Raw genomic sequence first — 21,856 nt, forward strand, 5'->3', positions numbered from 1 at the left:
GTTACCTCCGCGCTGGATCGTCCGGGTGCCCGCGCCGGTGTCACCGGTGCGGGCACCCGTCCTCAGGGATGGAGCAGTCGCCGATCAGGCGACAGTGGACACCGGACGTCGCCGGCGGATCAGGATCACCGCGCCGGCCAGGGCGGTGCCGAGCAGCGTCCCGCCGGCGGCCAGGGTGCCGGTGTCGCGGCTGTCGCCGCCGGAACCGGCGGGTGCGCCGCCGATCGGGGTGACGGTGAACGTGGCCGTACCGGCCGAGCTGCCGTCGCCGCAGGTCGCCGCCACCGTGTACGTGCCCAGGGTGAACCCGGCGGTGAAGAGTTCGGCGCTGAGCCCGCCGCCAGCGGCGGCCGTGGTGGATCGGACGTTCTGATCGCGGTTGGGGCCGGTCACCCGGAACAGGGCGTCACCCGACTTCGGGTTGCAGGTCGTCGCGGTGAGCACGACGGTCCCACCGACCGGGGTGGTGGCCGGTGACACCGTGGTGTCGGCCAGTGCGGCGCCTGGCAGCAGGAGCGTGCCGAGGCCCACGCCGAGCGCCGCCGAGCAGAGTGCTGTTGAGACCTTCATACGCGTCTTCCCTCACTTTTCGTCCGCTGACTGCGTGGGACGTCGTTCGGGTGGCCAACTCCGTGACTAGCACCGGTGTGCCCAACACTAGGTGGGTTGGGCCCACGATCAGGTGAAAATGAGAATTCCTCGTTGCCGTCACGTGTCCACCCGAAGGCGGGGAGAGCTGCGGAAAGGCCCGGACGGCCCGACCGGCACCGGTGCTCCGATCGATGTCCGCTCCGGCCGCGCTGTCGCCGCTGGGTCGATGGCGAGGTATGGCGTCGGCTGTCCAGGGCCCGGTGGGCGGGACCGGTCGGCCGGCGGGTCACGCGGGGATCGGCTCGCCGGTCTCCAGCAGGGTCTTGAGGCTGGCCAGCAGCTCCGGCCAGCCGCCGCTGCCATCGAGCTGGCCGCTGATCGCCCGGTGCATCTCGCTGTCCGGGGAGAAGTCGTCGTGGACGACGGTCAGCCGGACGGCCGCGTCGCCGTGTGGCTCGATCTCGAAGGTCACCTTCGACCGACGCTCATTGAGCCGGGCGGTCAGCTGCTCGGGTGACCAGCCAAAGTGCTCGGCGTGCTCCGGCTGGAAGCCGTGCCAGCTGTACGACAGGCGACGGTACGGCTCGGCGACGAGCACCCGCTGACCGAGATCGCGTGGCTCGCCGTCCGGCGTGTCCTGCCACAGCACCGGGGACCCGACCTGCCAGTCGGACGCCAGGGCGACCCCGCCCCAGTAGCGGCGGGTGAAGGCCGGCTCGGTGAGCGCGGCCCAGAGCCGCTGCGGGGTGGTCCTGACGTAGGTGGTGTAGACGAACGCGGGACTCTCCATGGACTGTCGCTCCAATGCGGTGCTCAGGTCGGCGAGCGCGGCGGCTCGCTCGCGGTCGTATCGGCTGAGCCATCTGTCGGCGATGGCGTTGATCGGCGCGGCGTTCAGGTAGTGCACCTTCTCCCGGCCGCGCCGAATGCTCGTGACGAGGTGGGCCGCCTCCAGCACCGCGAGGTGCTTGCTGACCGCCTGTCGACTCGTCGCCAGCCCGTCACAGAGCTCCCGCAGGGTCTGACCGTTGCGGTCGTTGAGCCGGTCGAGCAGTCGACGCCGGCTGGGATCGGCCAGCGCCCGGAACGCGTCGTCCATCGGCCCTCCGTAAAAGCAACCAAGCGGTTGCCTGTCAAAATAGGCAACCAGACGGTTGCCTGTCAATCGGTCGGGCCTCTGCCCCTGGGATAAATCCGGGTGGAGCCGGGGCGGCGCTGATAGGTTCGCTCGCCGTGACACAGGACAACACGGCGGCCGGCCTGGGAACGGTGTTCGCCCGCCTCTGGGCGGCCAGCACCCTCTCGGCCCTGGGCAGCGGGCTGGCCACCGTCGCCGCACCGCTGTTCGTCGCCTCGCGTACCGACGATCCGCTCGTGGTGGCCGCAGCGTCCGCCGTGGCCTGGCTGCCGTGGTTGCTCTTCGCCCTGCCGGGCGGCGTGCTGGTGGACCGGATGGACCGACGCCGCCTGATGATCGTCATCGACCTGGTCCGGGTGGTCGCGCTCGCCGTCCTGGCCACGGCGATCATGACCGGTCGAGCCGGGGTGGTGCTGCTGTACGTGGTGCTGTTCGTGGTCAACACCGGCGAGATCGTGTTCCGTTCGGCCAGCCAGGCGATGTTGCCGACCGTGGTGCCCCGGCACCGCCTGGAGCGCGCCAACGGCTGGCTCGGCGGTGGCACCACCCTCATGAACGGGATGCTCGCCGGACCGCTCGGCGGCTTCCTGTTCGCGCTCTCGGCGGGCAGCCCGTTCCTCGTCAACGCCGTCACGTACGCCCTCAGCGCGGTGCTGGTGGCGCTGATCGGCGGTGACTTCCGGGCCGCCGCGACCGACTCCGGCGCACGGTCGACCCGATCGATGCGGGCCGAGATCGTCGAAGGGCTGCGCTGGCTGGCCCACCAGCGGTTGTTGCGCACGATGGCCGTGCTGATCGGCCTGCTCAACGTGACCCTCACCGCCGCGCTCGCCGTGCTCGTGCTGCTCGCCGCGGAACGGCTGCGACTCGGGTCCGTCGGTTACGGGCTGCTGTTCACGTGCATGGCCGTCGGCGGGGTGCTCGGCGCGCTCCTCGGCGACCGGCTCATCGCCTGGATCAGCCCCACCTGGACGATCCGGGTCGGTCTGCTGATCGAGGCGGGGTTGCACCTGGCGCTGGCCGCCTCGCGCAGCACCATCGTGGTCGGGATCGCGCTTTTCGCCTTCGGCGTGCACGGCGCACTGTGGAACATCGTGGCGAACTCCCTGCGCCAACGACTCACCCCACCGACACTGCAGGGACGGGTGGCCAGCACGACCCTCTTCGTGGCGGCGGGGGGCAACTGCGTCGGCGCACTGCTCGGCGGGCTGCTCGCCGCCCGGTTCGGCATCACCGCGCCGTACTGGGTCGGGTTGGTGGTGGCCATGGGCGTCTCCGCGGCCACCTGGCGGGTCTTCGACCGCGCGGCGGTGGCACGTGCCTACGCCGATCCGCCCCCGGTCGAGCAGCGGCCTACGCCGGTGCCCTGAGCCCGGCGTCGGGTGGCGGCGCGCGGCCGGCCGCGGCGGTGTGGCAGCGTGGTGCGGTGACCGATTCCGCGCCGCTCGATGTCGACCTCGCGCTGCTCGGCGGTGGCGGCGCGGCGTCGTTGCTGCTCGCCGCACTGGACCGGCACGGCGTCCGGGACCTGCGCATCGCCGTCGTCGATCCGGTCCGCCGGCGCGGTCAGGACCGCACCTGGGCGTTCTGGGGTCACCCGGGCACCGATCTGGACCCGCTGCTCAGCGCGAGCTGGCAGCAGGTCGAGGTGGCGACGACGGCCCGGCGCCGCGTCCTGGACCTCACCCCACTGAGGTACGCCATGCTCCGCTCGGGCCCGGTCTACGACCGGGCTGCCGCGGCCGAGCGCCGGCTGGACGCCACCCGGATCGTCGCACCCGCCCAGACGGTGACCGACGACGGGACACGGGTGCTGGTGCGCACCGGCGACGGGCAGACCGTACGGGCCGGCTGGGTGCTCGACTCCCGCCCCCGCCCACCGGCGCGAGCGGGGCGGACCACCTGGTTGCAGCACTTCCGCGGCTGGTGGTTGGAGGCCGATCGGCCCGTCTTCGACCCGGCGCGCGCGGTGCTGATGGACTTCCGCACCCCGCAGCCGCCCCGGGGCGTCTCCTTCGGCTACGTGCTGCCGGTGAGCGACAGGTACGCCCTGGTCGAGTACACCGAGTTCTCGCCCGACCTGCTCACCGACGCCGGGTACGACGCGGCGCTGGCCGGCTACCGGGACCTGCTCGGCCTCGACCCGGCCGGGCTGCGCGTGCGCGAGGTGGAGAACGGGGTGATCCCGATGACCGACGCGCCGTTCCCGGCCCGGCCCTCACCCCGGGTGGTCCGGCTCGGTACGGCCGGTGGTGCGACCCGCCCCTCCACCGGCTTCACCTTCTCCGCCATGTACCGACAGGCCGACCAGGTGGCCCGTGCCCTCGCGGCGGAACGACCGCCGGTGCCGCAGGCGGCGTACCCGCGCCGGCACCGTTGGATGGACGCGGTGGCCCTGCGCGCGCTGGACCGGGGCGGGGTCGGCGGTCCGGACTTCTTCGACCGGCTCTTCGACCGTAACCCGGCCGAGCGGGTGCTGCGCTTCCTCGACGGTGTCACCACCCCGGCCGAGGAGGTCGCGATCATGAACTCGACCCGGCTGCTGCCGATGATCGCCGCCACCGCTGGCGACGCTGCGCACCGCGTCCGCGACCGCCTGCGCCCGACCCGCCCGGCGCCGGCCGTCCCGCCCGCCGTGGTGGGCGACCCGCTGGGCTCGGAGCCCGGCGCGGGTGGAGCACCCCGTCCGACCTGACCGGCGTCGTCTCCTGGACCGCCTGTCGAGCTGCCCCGGGAGTGGGGCACCGTGTACGGGGCCGACGCCTCGACGCCGGCCTTGTGTGCGGCGCCGACGCCTCGACGCCGGCCTTGCGTGCGGCGCCGACGCCTCGACGTCGGCCTTGTGTGCGGTGCCGCCGTCTCGGCGCGCCGGCCCCCCGAGGGGGGAGGACGAGGTCACCGCCCGGTAGGTTGCCGGGCATGGTGGACGCGGCGGCCGGCAGGGGCGTGCAGATCTGGACCGACGGGGCGTGCAGCGGCAACCCCGGGCCGGGCGGTTGGGGCGCGCTGTTGCGCTACGGCGACCACGAGCGGGAGTTGTGCGGTGGCGAGGCCACGCCGACCACCAACAACCGGATGGAGCTGATGGCGGCCATCCAGGCGTTGGAGAGCCTGAACCGGCCGGTCACCGTCGAGCTGCACACCGACAGCACGTACGTGCGCAACGGCATCACCAGTTGGCTGGCGTCCTGGAAGCGCAACGGTTGGCTGACCGCCGCGAAGCAGCCGGTGAAGAACGCCGACCTGTGGCAGCGGCTGGAGGCGGCCTGCGAGCGGCACCAGGTCACCTGGCTGTGGGTCAAGGGGCACAACGGTCACCCGGAGAACGAGCGGGCCGACGGGCTGGCCAACAAGGGCATGACGGAGGCGCGAGCCGCACTGGCCAGCCGCTGAGCCTGGGTCAGCGGGCCGCGTCGGGGTGCCCCGGCATGCTCGACCCGCCGCTGCTGCTGCCGGACGAGCCGCCGGTCATGCCCGCGCTGTTGTCCTCGGTGACGATGTCCGGCCGTACGTCGGTGTCTTCCGGCGCCGGGACCTCGGTGTCCGCCTCCACCTGCACCAACGGCACCTGGCCGGCCTCGTCCTCGCTGTGCTGCGGGTCGCCCGGCAACTCACCGTCGCGCTTTCGGTAGCCCACGCCGTGCCTCCCGTCGATGCCGGTCCGCGTCGGCGCTGGCTACCCGGCGTCGTCACGGCCGAAACCTCGCCCGCCAGCGGTGACCGCCGGTCCGACCGCATCGGCGGGTGGGGGAGCGGACGGCAGCCGCAGCGTCCGGCGACGGCTGAGCGCGACGGTCAGAGCCACCGCCAGCGCGCCGCAGACCACCAGGAACGCCGGAGTGTTGCCGAGGTGGTCGTTGACCGCGCCGCTGGTCGCGGAGCCGGCGGCGATGCCGAGCTGCCCCGCCGTCTGCGACCAGGCAGCTATCGGCGCCGGCCGCGACGGGCCGTGGCCCGGGACTGCTGGCGGACCGGGGTGAGCGGCAGCGCCGTCCAGTGCGGTGGCCGGGTGCGCGTCGTCGGCAGGCCGGTGCGGACGTCGCCCCGAGCGGCGTCCAGCTGGGACTGGTGCAGGAAGAGCGTGTTCCGCAGGTCGGCCCCGCGAAGGTCGGCCCCGCGCAGGTCCGCCCCGGTGACGTCGGCGAGGCCCAGGTCGACGCCGCGCAGGTCGGCGCCGATCAACAGCGCCCCGCGCAGGTTGGCCCGGCGCAGGTCGACCCGGCGCAGGTCGGCGCCGGGCAGGTGCGCGCCCCGGTGGTCGACGCCCCCGGGGGAACGGGCCGTGTCGCTGGCCTGGGACAGCAGGGGGTTGACCCGGTCCCGGTGCGCGGCGACGTCCACCGTGCGCAGGTGCGTCGGGTCACCCTCGGTGAGTGCCGCCGTCTCGGCGCGGGCACGGGCCAGTTCGTCGCGCAGGTCGGCCGGCGGGCGCAGCGTCAGTGCCTCGGTGAGGTACCAGAGCAGTTCGTGCAGGGGCCGCAGCACGGCGAACGCCTCCGCCATGGCCGGCAGCGTCTCCGGCGCGCCCCGCCAGTCCCGTCCGCCGAAGGTGACCTGGGAGACCTGCTGGCCGGCACCGAAGCAGTCGAACACGGTGCAGCCGGGGAACCCGCGTTGCCGCAGCTCGGTGTGGATGCCGCAGCGGTGGTCCGGGCCCAGGTTGGGGCAGGCCCGCCCGGCCGGCTTGTCGATGGCGAAGTCCGCCGATCGGGCGAACGCGGGCACCACGCAGCACAGGCCGAAGCAGCGTCCGCAGTCGGCGCGCAGCTGCGCCGAACCGGGCGGCGGTGCGGGGCTGAGTGACACGTGGCCGGTCCTTCTGGTGTTCGGGGCGAGGCCACCATTGTTTCGCGCGCCGAGCCGACCGGTCGGGTCGGGGTCACCGTCCGTGCGTGTCCCCGGCCGCCGCCGAGCGGGGAGCCGGGGTACGGGAGTTGCCCGGTGGCGGCACCAACCGGTAGATCGCCCGGTCCCCGTCGTCGTGCCCGTACTTCTGGTCGAAGTGCCGTTTCACGGCGTCGGCCGGTGTGTGGTCCCCGTCGGCGGGCTCGGCCAGCGCGAACACCGCGGGGGACGCCCCGGGCGCGCGGGGCGGCAGCATGGCTCGCACGGTCAGCGGCCCGGTCACCCGGAAGCCGCGGCAGTCGACGTAGTGCTGCCCGTCCACCGTCACGTACGGCACGCGCACCTCGACCACGTCCGAGTCGTCGTGGCGCAGCGTGACCACGACCGACCAGTACCGCTCCAGGTTCAGGGTGGCCTGCTCGTGCTCCCACAACTCCTCGAAGCGGGCGTGCACGAACCCGCCCCACGGGCTGTCCATGTCCACCTCCAGTTGCGGCACGTTGAACGACAGCTTCCCGATCGGGAAGAACGAGATCAACGCCCGTCCGTCCCACTGGTAGAGCTGGATCGACGGGGACGCGTCGTAGAGCCGGACCTGCAGGCGCTGCCGTAGCCGGGAGTCGAGGGCGTCGCTGAAGGCCGCCAGGTGGCGCAGGTTGGTGCGGATCTGTCGGGGCACGTCCACCCGCTGCCGTTCCAACTCCTCGGAGCGCTGCTGGGCGGCGGTGCAGTCCGGGTCGAGCAGGAGCAACTGCACCTGGGCGCCGTTGCCGAGCGCCGCTCGTATCGCGGTCAGGGTCTCCTCGCGGTGCCGCTGCTCCAGCAGGATCGTCCAGGTGTCGAGAATGCGTACGCGGCGTCCGGAGCGGTTCAGCCGGGTCACGAACGCCTGCTGGTCGAAGCTCAGGTGCTCCTGCACCCGCGCCTTGCGGGCCTCCTCGAAGAGCGGGTCGAAGATGACGTACGAGATGGCCGCGAGCACCACGCTGGCACCGAGGTTGAGCAGCAGGTCGCTGAGGAAGCCGGTGCTGCGCCAGGCGGCCACCAGCATGACGACGGCGACCCCGAGCAGTGCCCCACCGACGACGAAGGCGCGTCGTTGCCGCCCGCCCCGACCAGCCCACTCGGGCATCCGGTCCCCTTCCGTCGTCGGGCCGGCCCCACCGCCGCCCGGAAATCATCAGGATGCGGAGGATACGTGCCCGGTTTGCTGCTCGCTGTCCCGTTCGGGGCCGTCGGTTTCGCCGACCGGACCGTCACCACCGCTCATAGGGTGACGGTAACGGCAGCGCGCGACTACGCAGGGTGGTCTCTGATGAACGAGAGTGAACGCGAACAGGCGCTCCTGACCGCCCTGACCACCGAGCACTTCGCGCTGGAGACCGCCCGCTCCGGCACCATCGCCGAGTCCACCGGCCGGGCCACCATCTACCTGTCCGTCCTGTCGGCCGCCCTGATCGGGCTGGGCTTCGTGGCCAGCAACGACAAGCTGGTCCGGCCCTACCTGGGCGCGGTGCTGCCGACCCTGCTGGTCATCGGGCTGCTGACCTTCCTGCGGCTGGTCGAGACGACAGTCGAGAACTCGTTGGACCTTTGGAGGATCCAGCGCATCCGCGCGTACTACCACCACCGCTTCGCCGGCCAGCACGACTTCTTTGCCGACGCCGCGACGGACGAGGGCACGATGCGGTCGGCCTGGTCCCTGGTGGGCATCGAGCGTGGGCGGTGGGAGTTTCTGCTGACCACGGCCGCGCTGGTCGGCGCGGTCAACGCGTTGCTGGTCGGGCTCGGGGTCGCCCTGCTGGCCGGCCTGGCCGGAGTCGGGCACACGCTCGCGATCCCGGCCGGGGTGGTGATCGCGCTGGCGGTGTTCGCCGCGCAGTTCCTCTACATCCTGCGCACGGCAGCGGCCGAGCGGAACTGACCGGCGCTCAGACCGAACGCCAGTCGTCGCTGGTCAACGAGTTGGCCTGCGGGCCCATCAGCAGCATCCCGCCGTCGACCGGCCAGGACGCCCCGGTGACGTAGCTGGCGGCGGGGGAGGCGAGCAACGCGACCACGGCGGCGACCTCGCGAGCGTCGCCAGGTCGCCCCACCGGTACGCCGGGCCGGTCCTGGGTGTACGGGTCGACGTCCTCCATGCCGGTCATCGGCGTGGCGATCTCACCCGGGGCGACCGCGTTGACGGTGATCCCCTCGGCGGCCAGCTCCTGTGCCATCACCCGGGTCAGCAGACCCAACCCACCCTTGGCGGCGCAGTACGCGGCGGAGCCCACCCGGGGCGCGTGCTCGTGCACGCTGGTGATGTTGATGATCCGCCCGCCGGTGCCGGCGGCCAGCATGCGTCGCGCGGCCTGTTGCGCGCACAGGAACGGCGCGTCCAGGTCGACGGCGAGCACCTCGCGCCACTGCTCCCAGCCGGTGTCGACGAACGGTGTCGAGGCGCCGGTCCCGGCGTTGTTGACCAGCACCCCGATGCCGCCCAGTCGGTCGGCCAGCTCGTCCACGACCGCCGCCGCCTCCGGTAGCCGGGTCAGGTCCACCTCGGCGACCTCGCAGCGACGACCGGTGGCGCGGACCTCGGTCGCGGTCCGTTCGGCGCCGTCGGGGTCGCCGTACCAGGTGATGCCGATGTCGAAGCCGGCCTCGGCCAGCGCGACCGCGCAGGCCTTGCCGATGCCGGAATCCGCACCGGTGACCACGGCGACCCTCGGGTAGTCCTCGTAACGCTGGGGCATGGGGTTCGCACTACCCCGAGCGGGCCGACCCAATCGTCACGTCCCTGGCCGCCGAGGGCGTACCGTCGCCGGATGCGGATCACCCGATTCACGCACGCCTGTGTCCGGGTCGAGCACGACGGCGGGGTGCTGGTCATCGACCCGGGGACGTGGAGCGAGCCGCGCGCCCTGGTCGGCGCGGACGCCGTCCTGGTCACCCACGAGCACACCGACCACGTGGACGTCCTGCGGCTCGCCGGCCTCGGCGTCCCGGTGTACGCCCCCGAGGGCGCCCGACTGCCGGATCTCGCGCCGCTGCCGGTGACCCGGGTCCGCGCCGGGCAACGCTTCACGGCGGCCGGCATCGAGGTCAGCGCCCACGGCGGCCGGCACGCCGTCATCCACGAGGGTCAACCGGACTGCCCCAACCTCGGCTACCTGGTCGGTGCCGGGCTCTACCACCCCGGCGACTCACTGCACGTGCCGGACGAACCGGTGCACACCCTGCTCGTCCCGGCCCAGGGGTCGTGGCTGCGCCTCGACGAGGCGATCCGATTCGCCGCCGCCGTGGGCGCTGCGGCGGCGTACCCGATCCACGACGCGCAGCTCAACGAGCGCGGCCTGGCCAGCGTCGCCGGCTGGTTCACCGAGACGATCCCCGGCTACCGCCACCTCCGGCCCGGCGACACCGCCTGACTCCTGTCGTTCGGTGGGGCGAGGGTCACGCCGAGCGTCTCAGCGTGGGTCCGCCCGGCCTCAGCCCAGGAACAGTTGGACGAGGACCAGCACGGCGAGCAGCGCCGGCCCGCGTGAACCCTGTCGCATCAGGTCGACCGGGATCATCCCGAACGGGGTGTTGACGGTCGCGCCGCCGTAGTTGATCGGCGGGCGGGTGCCGGCCCGGAACGCGGCGAGCACCACCCCGGCCGCCAGAGTCGGTGCGAGCCAGGCCGGCCCCGGGTCGACAGTCGGCAGGGTCAGCAACCACCACAGACCCGCGCCGATCGCCGGCACCACCACGTGGATCCCCCGCAGCAGGGCGTCGCTGCCGCCGAGCGCCCGACGCAGCCCGGGTGAGCGGCTGACCGACCGCAGACCACCCGTCAGCCGGTCGACGGCGAGGTAGGCGAACACCACCTGCGCGGCCCCGGCCAGCCCGGGCAGGGCGAGCGCGGCAGCGTACTGCACCCCGATCAGGGCGGCCCAGATCAGCACGGCGCTCGGGTGACGGCGCAACCGGCGTACGTCGGCCTGAAGCAGTGCCCACCAGCCGGGGCCGGGCAGGAAGCGGCTGCTGCGAACCCGGCCGATCCGACGCCAACGCCGGCTCTCCACCAGGCCGGCGAGCAGGCTCGGGTCCAGCAGGATCATGGCCGTCGAGGCGGCGTTGGCGAACTGGGCGCCGGTGGTCAGCGTGGCCCTGTCGACCCGGGGCAACGCGCGTACCGCGAGGATGGTGCCCACACCCACGAGGGGCACCGCGGCGGCGAACAGCGCGACCGTCGGCATCGCCGCCGGCCGGGGCAGCCCGTCGCCGAAACGGCCGACGAGCACCACCAGGGCGGTGATGGCCGCAGCGGCCACCATCGGCACCGCACCGACCAGAGTCGGCCACCGCCGACCGGCCCGGCTGCTCTGGGCGACGACGCTGAGCGCCAGCGCGGCCGCGCCCCACCCCGCGCCGGCCCCGGCCGCCCAACCCAGTGCGACCAGGTCGGTGACGCCGCCGAGCGCCGCCACGGCCGCCCCGAGCGCCGCGGTGCCGGCCGCGGCACCCACCAGCAGCAGGGCGAAGCGCGGCGCCAGCCAGGCCCGCCGGTCCACCGGTGCGCTGGTCGCCCAGCTCTGCGTGGCCGGGGTGACCAGCAGCGGCCCGAGAGCGCGCAGACCACGCCAGGCGAGCCCGGCGCCGGCCAGCAGCGCGGCGACCGCCAACCACCACCGCACGCCCGGCTCGGCCCGCCCCACCGTGGGCGAGTCCAGCAGGTCGCGGCTCGCGCTGATCGCGAACCAGCCGTACATGCCCACGAACAGGACCATGACGTACGCGTCACCCAGCACGTCACCGAGGGAGTGGTCGTGGTGTCGGCTGCGCGCCTTGCGCAGGTGTGTCCGCAGCTGCCGGGCGGTGGGCACCCCGGCCGGCGTGTCGGCGATCGTGGCCGGCGGGGCGGTCACCGGCCGATCTCGATGCGCTCGTCGACCACCGCGTCGATCAACTCCGGGTCGTGCGAGGCCAGCAGCACTGCCGTTCCGGCTTCGCGTTCCCGCAGCAGCCGCTCGGCGAGCCACTGCCGCCCGCGCACGTCCAACCGCTGCTCGGGCTCGTCCAGGATCAGCACCCGGCGCGGCCGAACGAAACACGACGCCAACGCCAACCGGCGGCGCTGCCCGCTGGACAGGGTCACCGGCAGCTGGTCGCGGGCCGGCTCCAGACCCAGCTCGGCGAGGACCTCCTCGACCGGCTCGGCGTCACCCCCGTGGGCGTACGCTACCAGCTCCAGGTGCTCGACCACGGACAGGTCGGGGAAGAAGTCGATGTCGTCCAGGGCTGCCGCCACCAGCGCCCGCACCTGCGGGTCGGTCTCGTCGGCCCGGCGGCCCTGCACCAGCACCTCGCCCGCGTCCGGTCGGTCCGCGCCGACGACACAGCGCAGCAGGGTGGTCTTGCCGCTGCCGTTGGGGCCCAGCACCACAGCGATCCGGCCCGCCGGGAGCGTGAAGCTCACGTCGTCGAGCACGACCAGGTTGCCGAAGTTGCGACTGAGTCCCCGTACCGAGAGCGCGTCCACGATCACAGAGTCTCGCAGAGCCGTGCCACCGACCAACCTGAGCGACCTACGTCACGCGGTCCGTGGCGTCGGCCTCAAGTCGGGCGTCGGCCGCGGCCAGCCCCTGATCGTCGGAGACCTCCTCGGCGACCGTCGCCGCGTCCGCCCAGTGCCGCCGCGCGTCGGCCTGGTCGCCCAGCGCGGCGGCAGCATCGCCCAGGTAGAGCAGGGTGCGCGCCAGCCCCGCCGTGGGTCGTGCCTCCTCGCGCAGCCGCCGGCTCTCGGCCAGCAGCTCGTACGCCGTTTGCGCCTGACCCGGCGTGCTGCTCAGCAGCGTCGCCCCGGCGTTGAGCAGCGCCGTCGCCCGGCTGGTCGGGTCGTTGACCGACTCGTACTCGCGCAGCGCGGCCCGCCACGCCTGCGCGGCGTCCAGGTGCTCGCCGAGCGCCGCGTGCACCAGCACCAGGTTGGTCAGCGCCGCCGCGTACCCGCGCGCGTCACCCACCGACCGGAACGTGTTGGCCGCCCGCACCAGGTGGTGGTGCGCGATGTCCAGCTCACCCCGGGCCAGCTGCGCCGCGCCCAGACCCAGGTCGGTCAGGGCGTGCCCGGCGCGGTCGGCTCCCGAGCGGTGCCGACGCGACATCTCCAGGTGCTCCACCGCGTCGTCGAGCTGCCCCAGGTCGAGCAGCGCCAGACCCAGGTTCATCCGGGCCTGGGCGGTGCCCCGGCGCCCACGCTCGTTGACCGCGAGGGTCAGCGCGGCCGCCGCACCGTGTGGGTCGTGCCGGCGACGGCGCAGCACACCCAGCTCGTTGTGCGCCCACCCGGCGATCTCCGGTCGGTCGTCGGCCGTCGGGGTGGCCAGCACGGTGCGGCAGACCTGCTCCCACTCGTCGAGCCGCTCCGCGTACGCCAGCCAGCCGCAGAGCGCCACGGCCAGCCGGAACCACCACCGACGCACCCGGCGGGGCAGTGTCTCAGCCGCGCCGGCCGGCACCCGCACCACCGCCAGCAGCAGCTCCTGGTGCAGGTCGAACCAGCCGTACGGGTCGTCGTCCAGCGGCAACGACCACTCCCGGTCCGGCGGGGTGCCGAGCACCGCCAGGTTGGCCGCGTGCCGTTCCGCTCTGCGGGCCAGGTGCCGCGTCAGTCGGGCCTGCGCGGCGACCCGGGCCCGGGCCGGATCGGCGTCGCGCAGGTGCAGCCGGGCGCTGGCGGCCAGCAGCGGGCGGATCTCGTACCGGTCGCCGGGCGCGCCGACCACGAACGCCGCGGCGGCCAACTGGTCGAGCAGCGCGGTCACCCGCTCGGGGTGCCGCCCGGCCAGCGCGGCGATGGTCGGTCGGTCCACCGGGGCGGGGATCAGCGACATCACCCTGTACAACCGTCGGGCCTCGCGGGTCAGCGCCCGGTACGCGGTGTCCCGTTCGGTGATCAGACGTGCGGCCGGCGAGACGGCGAGCCGCTGGTGTGGCGGTGTCTGCACGGCGCGGCGGAGCGCGTCCAGCAGGTCGGAGTGCCGCCAGCCGTGCTGCGCGGTGCGGTAACCGAGCGCACGGACGGTGCGCGGCTGACGGCCGCACAGGTCGACGATTTCGCGGACCTCCGGGTCGGTGCGGGGGTCGGCACGGCGGACCCGGGCGGCGGGGGCGGCCCCACCGGCGGCGGCGAACAGCTCGACCGCCTCGGAGGTGCCCGGCTCGGCGATCCAGTGTGCGACCACACCCTTGAGCCCCACCAGCGCCGGACCGCCGGCGAGCAGTAGCCGGCAGGTGCGCGCGGTGGGTGGCAGCAGTGGCCACACCTGCTCGGGCCGGTCGACGTTGTCGAGCACCAGCAGGATCCTGCGGCCGTCGAGCTGGCCGCGCAGGGCGTCGGCGGCGGCGGCGAGCGCGTCCGGCCGGCCGGAGACCGGCGGGGCGGTGCCCAGGATCCGGGCCAGCGCGGTGAGCACCTGCCGGGCCGAGTGAGCTCGACCGCGCCGCCGAAGGTCGAGGTAGTACTGCCCGTCAGGGAAGTCTTCCCGGCACAGATTCGCGGCCTGCACCGCGCACGCGGAGGTGCCCACCGCGCGTCGGCCCAGGACGGCCACCGCGTGCTCGCGGGCGAGCAGCCCGAGCACCGCCTCGACATGGTCCTCGCGACCGGTGAACTCGGCCGTGTAGGGCAGGGTGGGCGCGCCGGTGGACGGCGCGGTGAGCACATCCGTCGGTTCGGGGTCGACCTCCCGGTCGGCCCGGCGGCGGCGCACCTCGTAGACCACGAAGCCGACGATGCCCCCGACGGCGAGGGCGATGCTCGTGGGCCCGAGCACGCTTGCCGCCAGCTCGGAGAGCAGGTCGCTGGCGAGGTTGCTGACCACGTTGGCGAGGACGCCGCTGACCACCCCGCCGATCGCGATCAGCGCCGGCCAACGGGGGCTGCGGCGGCCACCGCCCGGCCGGGTCAGCGGACACCTCCCGAGACGAGCCCGGCGACCAGGTGCCGCCGCGACAGCACCACCAGCACCACCGGCAGCACCGAGGCGAGCACCGAACTGGCCGCCAGGGCGCCGCTGTTGCTCACGAAGCTGCGGGTCTGCTCGGCCAGGAACGGGCCGAGCGGCGAAGCCCCCGGCCCGCTGAACAGCCGACCCACCACCAGGTCGTTCCAGACCTGGACGAACTCCAGCACGGAGACCGCCACCACCGCCGACAGGTTGTGCCGGGCCAACCGGCGCAGGGTGTGCCACCACCGACGCCCGCCCAGCCGGGCGTCGCGCACCTGCTCGACCGGCAGGTCGGCGAACGCGTTGCGCAGCACCAGCACCGCGAACGGCACACCCAGCGCGATGTGCACCAGGGCCAGGCCCTGGGCCGTGCCGGAGGAGAGCACCAGGCCCAGCACCTCGTTGACCGGCCCGGCGATGACCTGGATCGGCACGACGCTGGCCGCCAGCAGCACCAGCCCGGTGGCCTGCGCGGCCGGCCCGGTCAACCAGGCCAACGGGTACGCGGCCAACAGCGCGACCACCAGCACCGTGGCGGTCACCGCGGAGGCCAGGAGCAGCGTGAAGCCCAGCGTGTGCCACAGCTCGGTGCCGGTGACCAGGTTGCGGTAGGACTCGTCGTTCGGCGGCGCCGACCACCAGCCCCGCGCGGCGGCGTCCACCCTGCCGTGTGCCGACGTGGCGACCAGCACACCCAGCGGCACCAGCCAGGCGATCGCCGCGCCCGCCGCGAGCAGCCGGAACACCCGCCGGGGCGGGGCGACGGGACCCGGCTCCGGGGTCGCCTCGGCGCGCGGCGGGGGCCAGGCCTGTCGGACGAAGAGCGCCGCCACCATGATCCCGCCGACGACCGCCACCAGCCACACCACTCCGAGCGCCGCGCCGTCGCCGGTGGTGGTGCCGCCCGACGTCTGCCAGATCCGCAGCGCGAGCACGGAGGCCTCGTCACGGACCGAGCCGGGGGTCATCACCAGGATCAGGTCGAACGTGCGGCTGGTGCCGACCGCCACCAACGCGAAGACCACAGCGGTCGTGCGCAGCAGCAGTGGCCGCCACTGCGCGTCCCACAGGACATGTCGACGCCCCCCGCCGTAGGCGCGGACCGCGTCGGCGAGACTCGACGGCACCGCGTCCAGCGCGGACCGGAAGACCAGCACGGCCAACCCCACCCAGGCCCAGACGAACGCCGACATCAACGCCACGGTGACCAACCCCGGCCCGAGCAGCTGCGGCGCGTCGTCGTACGAGCGGCCGGTCAGCCGGGCCGCGACCAGGGTGGCCAGCCCCCGGCGCGGGTCCGGGTCGTACATAAGCCGGAAGGTGACCCCGGTGACGACCAGCGGCAACGCCACCGGCACCAGGAGGATCAACCGGACCAGCCCGCCCTCCTGGGAGCGGCGGGAGGCCGCGGCGAGCAGATAGCCCAGTGCCGTCACGACCGCCGGCACCAGCAGTGCCCAGAGGACCGTCCGGCCGACCACCGCTCCGGTGCCGGGGGCAGCCAGCGCGGTGCGGAAGTGTTCCGCGCCGACCCAGCGGCCATCGGTGGTGACGCTGGCGTGCATGGTCCGCAGCACCGGCCAGAGCACGAGCCCACCGAGCAGCACCGCGGCCGGCAGCAGCAGTGCGGAGGTCGCCCCCGCCGCCGGATAGGCCCGGCCGCGCCGGGGCGGCCCGACGTCGTCGAGCACCGCCAGCTCGCCGAGGACCCGCACCTGGCTCATCGGCCGCCACCCGCGCTGCGGGCCGCCAGAGCGAGCTGACCGGTGGCGCGCCGGATCGCCTCGTCGGCGCCGACGCCGTCGGTGACGTCGGCGAAGAAGCTCTGCATGATCCGCCAGATGCCGACCCCGTCCGAGCCGGTGAACGCGCCGGGCAGCTGGTCGGAGAGATCGAAACGCAGCGTGCCGGGCGCCTGCATCTCCCGGGCGAGCTGCCGGCCGACCGGGTCGGTGTAGCTGCTGATCGGGACGTTGGTGTTGGGCGAGAGGTAGCCGCCGGCGCGCAGCCACGGCCCGAACGAGCCGGCCCTGGTGAGCCACTCGACCAGCTCGACCCCGCCCTGGGCGCCGGTGAACGCCACTGCGGCGTCCCCGCCGACGATCAGCGGGCCGCCGCCCGGTCGGGCGCCCGGGAACGGGAACGTGGTCGGTGCCTCCGGGCCCCGCTGGAACGGGCCGACGACGTCGGCGGTGAAGTCGGCCCCGGAGAGCATCACCGCACGCCGGGTGTGCACCACCTGGATCACCGACTCCTCGTACTGGGTGAGCAGGGCCCGCCGCCCGCCGCCGAGGAAGGCGCCGTCGACGCTCCACAGCTCGGCGAGCCGACCCAGGGCGTCGCGCACCGGCCTGGCCTGCCAGTCGGCGTCCGGCCGGGCGAGGACGTTGTAGCTCTCGGGTGCCACGTCGGCCAGCACGTTCTCGAACCAGTCGGTCAGCACCCACCCGTCCGCCGCGCCGATGGCCAGGGGCGCCGGGCCGCCGTCGCGCCGGGCGGCCGCGCCGAGCCGGCGGGTGAGCGCGACCAGCTCGTCCCAGTTGGCCGGCTGCTCGGACAGCACGGACGGCAGGTGCCAGACGAGCGACTTGTGCGCCGCCTTCACCCAGACGCCGTAGCGCCGGCCCTCGGCGGTCAGCAGCTCGCCCAGCGCGTCGGGAACGGCGTATTCGATGGACGGGCGCACCGGGCTCAGCCAGCCGCGCTGGGCGTACTCGGTGACCAGGCCGGGGCGCGGCAGGATCGCCACGTCCGGGCTGGTGCCGGCGAGGTGCCGGGCCCGCAGGAACGCGTCGATGTCGTTGCCGGCGCTGACCACCTGCACGTCGCCGGGGTAGTCGGCGACGACGTCGCGGAACCGGTCCAGCTCGCTGGTGCTCCAGACCACCGCGACCTGCACCGACCGGGTCCCGCCCGAGCAGCCGGCGGCCAGGGCCGCGGCGCCCGCGGCGGCGGCCCGCAGCAGGGCACGGCGACCCAGTCGGACGGTCGGCGTCATCGGGTGGCCCCGCTCGGCTCGGTGACCAGCTCGTGGCGCACCGGGATCTCGGCAAGGGTGGCCGGGTCGGCGGTGCAGACCAGCACCGCCACCCCGGGGGAGGCGGGTGGGGAGAGTCGAGGCATCAGGTCACCGAGCCGGCTGTCGCCCGCCGACCCGGCCGGCAGGTCGATGACGAGCACCTCGGGCAGGCAGGCCGCCGCCCGGGCGAGCGCCACCCGGAACCGCTGGGCGGCGTTGATCTGGTGCGGCAGCAGGGTGAGAGAGAACGCCAGCTCGAGGCGGTCGACCACGGTGGCCGTCCAGTCGTCGGCCACCTCGTGCACCCGTTCGCGTTTGCGCTGGCCGTACTCGATGTTGCGGCGCACGGTGAGCTGGGGGAGCAGCGCGCCACCGGCGGGCACGTAGCCGATCTGCCGGCGTGGCGGCGGCAGGGTGGTGACGTCCCGGTCGCCGACCAGGATGCGACCGGTCACCGGGGCGGCGAGCCCGGCCAGCACCCGGGCGACCGCCGTGCCGAAGCGTGGCGGCGCGACCAGGGCGGCGAGCGTGCCGGCGGGGACGTCGAGGGTCACCGGCCCGGTGCCGGGGACGGCGACCAGTGCGCGTAGCCGTAACGTGACCCTCACCTCCGGTGACCGCTGGGCGAACGTCCCCAGGGTGGCACATCGTGCCGACAATCGATGTCCTCGCCACCTCCACTGTGGAGATGGCGGAGCTGCTCAGTCGGGCCGGTAGAGCGCGGCGAGCCCGGCCGCGGTGGCGGCCAGACGCTCGCGCAGCGCCACCGGGGTCAGCACCTCGACGTCGGCGCCCAGGCGCAGCAGGTCGCCGTGGGCATGGGTGAGCGACTCGATCGGCAGCACCGCGGTCACCCAGCCGCGCGCGTCCGGCGGCCCGGCGCTGGCGTCCACCGCGGTCACCACCGGGTCGCTGCCGATCTCCCGCAACCGCTGGCGACCGGCGGGGGAGAGCCGGACTGTTGCCTCGTCCCGGTGCAGTTGGGCGCGGAACCGCACCACGTGCGCCCGCCACCACGTCGGCAGGTCGAAGTCGGCGGGTCGGTCGAACTCCTGCGGAAGGGGGGTCAGCGCGAGGATCTGGTTGACCCGGTACGTCGCCGGCGAGCCCCGGCCGGGCTGGTCGGCCACCACGTACCACCGGCCGCCCTTGAGCACCAGGCCGTACGGCTCCAGCACCCGGGTCACCTCACCGTTCCAGCCGCGGTAGCGCACCTCGACGCGGTGCTGCCGCCAGACCGCCTCGGCCGTGCGGGCCAGCTCGGGGGAGGCGTCGCCGTCGGCGTACCAGCCGGGGGTGTCCAGGTGGAAGCGTTGCTGGAGTCGGGCGGCCCGGTCGCGCAGCGGGGCGGGGAGGGCGGCGTGCAGCTTGAGTTGCAGCGCGGCGACAACGTCGCCGTAGCCCAGCTCGTCGGCGGGGCCGGGTAGCCCGGCCAGGAAGAGCCGGTCGGCCTCGTCGGCGGTCAACCCGGTCAGGCGGGTCCGCCAGCCGTCGATGAGTTGGTAGCCGCCGGCGTGCCCGGCCTCGCCGTAGAGCGGGATGCCGGCGGCGTGCAGCGACTCCACGTCGCGGTAGATGGTGCGGGGGGACACGGCCAACCGGTCGGCGAGCTGCGCGGCGGTCAACCGACCGTGCGACTGGAGCAGCAGCAGGACGGAGAGAAGTCGACTGGCCCGCACTTCACTGACACTAGCTGTCAGGGGAGCGGTCGTACGGTCCCGGCATGGCTTTTCGCGACAAGGATCTGAGAACACCGGGACCGATCATGGTGGACGGTCGACAGCTGAAGCGCTACCACATCGACCAGCCGGAGCGGCCGATCGAGCCGGAGGTGGAGAAGGCCGCGTACGACCTGCTGCCGGCGTTGCTGGCCGACGTCGTCGACGACGGCACCCCGGCCGCCGGGTGGGTGGTGCTGCACCGGGGCGCGGACACCGGCGCCTACCTGCTGGCGTACACCTGGGTGTGGGACAACGCGGTGGAGGTCCGTGTCGCCGCGGCCGGGCAGCCGGCGCTGGACTGTCCCGACGACGACCCGACACACTTCGTCCACCTGCACCGCCCGGCAGTCGGCTGCGTCTGGGAGTTGGCGGTGCTGGAGCACGAGCGGGCCGCCTGGGTCCGGCACATGCTGACGCCGGAGACCCCGAATCTGATCGGTTATCTGCGTGACACGCGAGCGGAAGGGCCGGTGGGCCGCTGATGGGCGACTTCGACTTCTTTGTGGGCACCTGGAACGTGGTGAACCGGCGGCTGCGCGAGCGGTTGGTCGGCTCCGACGAGTGGGAGGAGTTTCCCGGGGTGTCGGTCGCGCACGGCTTCTTCGCCGGCGGCGGTCACTTCGACGAGATCACCTTCCCGACCAGGGGCTCGGCCGGCGCCACGATCCGGATCTTCGACCCGGTGGGGCAGGAGTGGTCGATCTACTGGATGAGCAGCGTTGACGGCGTGCTGGGGCTGCCGCCGATGGTGGGTCGCTTCGTCGACGGGGTCGGCCGCTTCTACGCCGACGACCAACACGAGGGACGGCCGGTGCGCTGCCGGTTCATCTGGTCGGACATCAGCGCGACCACCGCCCGCTGGGAGCAGGCGTTCTCCACCGACGGTGAGCAGACCTGGGAGACCAACTGGATCATGACCTTCACCAGGGCGTCCGCCTAGCTCCGCGGGACGGCGGGCGGTCTCGCGGTGGTTTCCGGCCATCCGGGTGCGGTGTTAGTGTCCGTCCACCGCCCCGGATGGAGGAACGCCTTGGCCTCCGACCACGTCGACGTGTTGATCATCGGTGCCGGTCTGTCCGGCATCGGGGCCGCCTGCCACCTTCGTCGTGACTGCCCCGACAAGACGTACGCGGTGCTGGAGGCGCGCGACGCCGTCGGCGGCACCTGGGACCTGTTCCGCTACCCGGGCATCCGCTCCGACTCGGACATGTTCACCCTCGGCTACTCGTTCAAGCCGTGGACCGCCCCGAAGGCCATCGCCGACGGCACGACCATCCGGGAGTACGTGCGGGAGACCGCCCGGGAGTACGACGTGCAGCGGCACATCCGCTTCCGGCACCGGGTGCTGCGCGCCGACTGGGACAGCGCCGCCGCCCGCTGGACGGTGCACGCCCAGCGCACCGACACCGCCGAAACCGTGGTGCTGACCTGCTCGTTCCTGTTCGCCTGCACCGGCTACTACCGCTACGACGAGGGCTACACCCCGGCGCTGCCCGGCCTCGACGCGTACGCCGGGCAGGTGGTGCACCCACAGCACTGGCCTGCCGATCTCGACCACGCCGGCAGGCGGGTGGTGGTGATCGGCAGCGGCGCGACGGCGGTGACCCTGGTGCCGGCCATGGCGGAGCGGGCCGCCCACGTGACGATGCTCCAGCGCTCACCCACGTACGTCATGGCGCTGCCCTCGCGTGACCGGCTGGCCGACGCGCTGCGGCGCCGGCTGCCGGCGAAGGCCGCGTATCCGGTGGTGCGGTGGAAGAACGTGCTGCTGTCGACCGTCAACTTCCAGCTCAGCCGGCGTGCGCCCGGGCTGGTGAAGCGGGTGCTGCGCCGGGCCGCGAGGGGCCGGCTCCCCGTCGGATACGACGTCGACCGGCACTTCTCACCCCGTTACGACCCGTGGGACCAGCGGCTCTGCGTGGCCCCCGACGGCGACCTGTTCACGGCCGTCGCGCAGGGCAGGGCGTCGGTGGTCACCGACACCATCGACACCTTCACCGCCCAGGGCGTGCGGCTGGCCTCCGGCGACGAGCTGCCCGCCGACATCGTGGTCACCGCGACCGGGCTCAACCTGCTGGCCCTCGGTGGTCTGACGGTGCGCGTGGACGGCGTCGACGTCGACCTGGCGAGCAGCGTCGCCTACAAGGGCATGATGCTCTCCGGCGTGCCGAACTTCGCCCTGACCATCGGCTACACCAACGCGTCGTGGACGCTCAAGGCCGACCTGGTCGCCGGGTACGTCTGCCGGCTGCTGCGGCACCTGGACCGCACCGGTCAGCAGGTCGTCACCCCGCTGCCGCCGCCGGACGCGCGGCGGGTGCCGCTGATCGACCTGCGTTCCTCCTACGTGCTGCGCGCCGTCGACGCCCTGCCCAAGCAGGGTGCGGCCGCGCCGTGGCGGTTGCACCAGAACTACGCCCGCGACGTGCTGCTGATGCGGCACGGCCGGCTCACCGACGAGGGTGTGCGCTTCACCCGGGCCGGCGAGGTGCCCACACCCGCCGGCGTCCGGCGTCCCGACCCGTCCGTCTGCTCGTAGGTAACCGCCCGGAGAGGAGCACAT

Annotated in this window: 21 protein-coding genes; 8 read left to right on the top strand and 13 right to left on the bottom strand. The window is 73.8% G+C overall.

Annotation, left to right across the window (positions count from 1 at the left end):
* Positions 1–84 precede the first annotated feature (84 nt).
* Together HNR22_RS02095 and HNR22_RS02100 are read right to left on the bottom strand one after the other, a co-directional pair.
* Positions 85–570, bottom strand: coding sequence for a hypothetical protein (locus tag HNR22_RS02095; protein ID WP_099852881.1), 486 nt, complete (start codon positions 568–570; stop codon positions 85–87).
* Positions 571–877: 307 nt separating this feature from the next.
* Positions 878–1,690 carry an ArsR/SmtB family transcription factor gene (locus HNR22_RS02100; RefSeq protein WP_179778766.1) on the bottom strand — a complete coding sequence of 271 codons (813 nt, stop codon included), beginning with the start codon at positions 1,688–1,690 and terminating at the stop codon, positions 878–880.
* Between the two features lie 134 nt (positions 1,691–1,824).
* On the opposite strand from HNR22_RS02100, the gene HNR22_RS02105 reads away from it, so the two are divergent.
* The 3 genes from HNR22_RS02105 to rnhA all read left to right on the top strand — a co-directional run bounded on the left by HNR22_RS02105 (position 1,825) and on the right by rnhA (position 5,122).
* Positions 1,825–3,099, top strand: coding sequence for an MFS transporter (locus tag HNR22_RS02105; protein ID WP_343059646.1), 1,275 nt, complete (start codon positions 1,825–1,827; stop codon positions 3,097–3,099).
* A 38-nt stretch (positions 3,100–3,137) separates the two neighbouring features.
* Positions 3,138–4,424, top strand: coding sequence for a lycopene cyclase family protein (locus tag HNR22_RS02110; RefSeq protein WP_425488038.1), 1,287 nt, complete (start codon positions 3,138–3,140; stop codon positions 4,422–4,424).
* A 224-nt stretch (positions 4,425–4,648) separates the two neighbouring features.
* On the top strand, positions 4,649–5,122 hold the full coding sequence (rnhA, locus tag HNR22_RS02115; RefSeq protein ID WP_088947908.1) for a ribonuclease HI: 474 nt from the start codon (positions 4,649–4,651) through the stop codon (positions 5,120–5,122).
* Positions 5,123–5,129: 7 nt separating this feature from the next.
* Here the strand turns inward: rnhA and HNR22_RS02120 are convergent, their stop codons facing one another.
* The 3 genes from HNR22_RS02120 to HNR22_RS02130 form a co-directional block, all read right to left on the bottom strand.
* Positions 5,130–5,366, bottom strand: coding sequence for a preprotein translocase YidC (locus tag HNR22_RS02120; RefSeq protein ID WP_179778768.1), 237 nt, complete (start codon positions 5,364–5,366; stop codon positions 5,130–5,132).
* A gap of 287 nt (positions 5,367–5,653) precedes the next feature.
* On the bottom strand, positions 5,654–6,535 hold the full coding sequence (locus HNR22_RS02125; protein WP_179778769.1) for a pentapeptide repeat-containing protein: 882 nt from the start codon (positions 6,533–6,535) through the stop codon (positions 5,654–5,656).
* Between the two features lie 73 nt (positions 6,536–6,608).
* Positions 6,609–7,706 carry a DUF5919 domain-containing protein gene (locus tag HNR22_RS02130; RefSeq protein WP_179778770.1) on the bottom strand — a complete coding sequence of 366 codons (1,098 nt, stop codon included), beginning with the start codon at positions 7,704–7,706 and terminating at the stop codon, positions 6,609–6,611.
* Positions 7,707–7,889: 183 nt separating this feature from the next.
* Between HNR22_RS02130 and HNR22_RS02135 the strand changes: the two genes are divergently transcribed.
* On the top strand, positions 7,890–8,498 hold the full coding sequence (locus tag HNR22_RS02135; protein WP_179778771.1) for a hypothetical protein: 609 nt from the start codon (positions 7,890–7,892) through the stop codon (positions 8,496–8,498).
* Positions 8,499–8,505: 7 nt separating this feature from the next.
* Here the strand turns inward: HNR22_RS02135 and HNR22_RS02140 are convergent, their stop codons facing one another.
* Positions 8,506–9,312, bottom strand: a complete 807-nt coding sequence (locus tag HNR22_RS02140; protein ID WP_179778772.1) for an SDR family oxidoreductase — start codon at positions 9,310–9,312, stop codon at positions 8,506–8,508.
* A 72-nt stretch (positions 9,313–9,384) separates the two neighbouring features.
* Between HNR22_RS02140 and HNR22_RS02145 the strand changes: the two genes are divergently transcribed.
* On the top strand, positions 9,385–9,987 hold the full coding sequence (locus HNR22_RS02145; RefSeq protein ID WP_179778773.1) for an MBL fold metallo-hydrolase: 603 nt from the start codon (positions 9,385–9,387) through the stop codon (positions 9,985–9,987).
* A gap of 60 nt (positions 9,988–10,047) precedes the next feature.
* Here the strand turns inward: HNR22_RS02145 and HNR22_RS02150 are convergent, their stop codons facing one another.
* The 7 genes from HNR22_RS02150 to HNR22_RS02180 all read right to left on the bottom strand — a co-directional run bounded on the left by HNR22_RS02150 (position 10,048) and on the right by HNR22_RS02180 (position 19,251).
* Positions 10,048–11,469, bottom strand: coding sequence for a DUF6297 family protein (locus HNR22_RS02150; protein ID WP_179778774.1), 1,422 nt, complete (start codon positions 11,467–11,469; stop codon positions 10,048–10,050).
* Positions 11,466–12,083 carry an ABC transporter ATP-binding protein gene (locus HNR22_RS02155; protein WP_343059647.1) on the bottom strand — a complete coding sequence of 206 codons (618 nt, stop codon included), beginning with the start codon at positions 12,081–12,083 and terminating at the stop codon, positions 11,466–11,468. Before HNR22_RS02155 ends, HNR22_RS02150 begins: the two co-directional genes overlap by 4 nt.
* Positions 12,084–12,129: 46 nt before the next feature.
* On the bottom strand, positions 12,130–14,451 hold the full coding sequence (locus HNR22_RS02160; RefSeq protein WP_179778776.1) for a tetratricopeptide repeat protein: 2,322 nt from the start codon (positions 14,449–14,451) through the stop codon (positions 12,130–12,132).
* A gap of 59 nt (positions 14,452–14,510) precedes the next feature.
* The gene (locus tag HNR22_RS02165) at positions 14,511–16,277 is read right to left on the bottom strand and encodes an ABC transporter permease (RefSeq protein ID WP_179778777.1); all 1,767 of its coding nucleotides are present in this window, start codon (positions 16,275–16,277) and stop codon (positions 14,511–14,513) included.
* Positions 16,274–17,551 (bottom strand): extracellular solute-binding protein, encoded by a 1,278-nt coding sequence (locus HNR22_RS02170; RefSeq protein WP_179778778.1) that lies wholly within the window; start codon positions 17,549–17,551, stop codon positions 16,274–16,276. Before HNR22_RS02170 ends, HNR22_RS02165 begins: the two co-directional genes overlap by 4 nt.
* Entirely contained in the window at positions 17,548–18,180 is a 633-nt protein-coding gene (locus HNR22_RS02175; protein WP_179778779.1) for an ATP-binding cassette domain-containing protein, read from the bottom strand. The genes HNR22_RS02170 and HNR22_RS02175 overlap by 4 nt, the downstream gene beginning before the upstream one ends.
* A 93-nt stretch (positions 18,181–18,273) precedes the next feature.
* On the bottom strand, positions 18,274–19,251 hold the full coding sequence (locus HNR22_RS02180; RefSeq protein WP_179778780.1) for a WYL domain-containing protein: 978 nt from the start codon (positions 19,249–19,251) through the stop codon (positions 18,274–18,276).
* Between the two features lie 44 nt (positions 19,252–19,295).
* On the opposite strand from HNR22_RS02180, the gene HNR22_RS02185 reads away from it, so the two are divergent.
* The 3 genes from HNR22_RS02185 (at position 19,296) to HNR22_RS02195 (ending at position 21,832) form a co-directional block, all read left to right on the top strand.
* A complete protein-coding gene (locus tag HNR22_RS02185; RefSeq protein WP_179778781.1) occupies positions 19,296–19,775 on the top strand; it encodes a hypothetical protein in 480 nt (159 codons plus the stop codon).
* Entirely contained in the window at positions 19,775–20,233 is a 459-nt protein-coding gene (locus HNR22_RS02190) for a hypothetical protein (RefSeq protein WP_179778782.1), read from the top strand. Before HNR22_RS02185 ends, HNR22_RS02190 begins: the two co-directional genes overlap by 1 nt.
* Before the next feature lie 90 nt (positions 20,234–20,323).
* Positions 20,324–21,832 (top strand): flavin-containing monooxygenase, encoded by a 1,509-nt coding sequence (locus tag HNR22_RS02195; protein WP_179778783.1) that lies wholly within the window; start codon positions 20,324–20,326, stop codon positions 21,830–21,832.
* Positions 21,833–21,856: the final 24 nt, after the last annotated feature.

This window comes from Micromonospora jinlongensis, from assembly GCF_013410645.1.
Classification (GTDB): Bacteria; Actinomycetota; Actinomycetes; order Mycobacteriales; family Micromonosporaceae; genus Micromonospora; species Micromonospora zamorensis.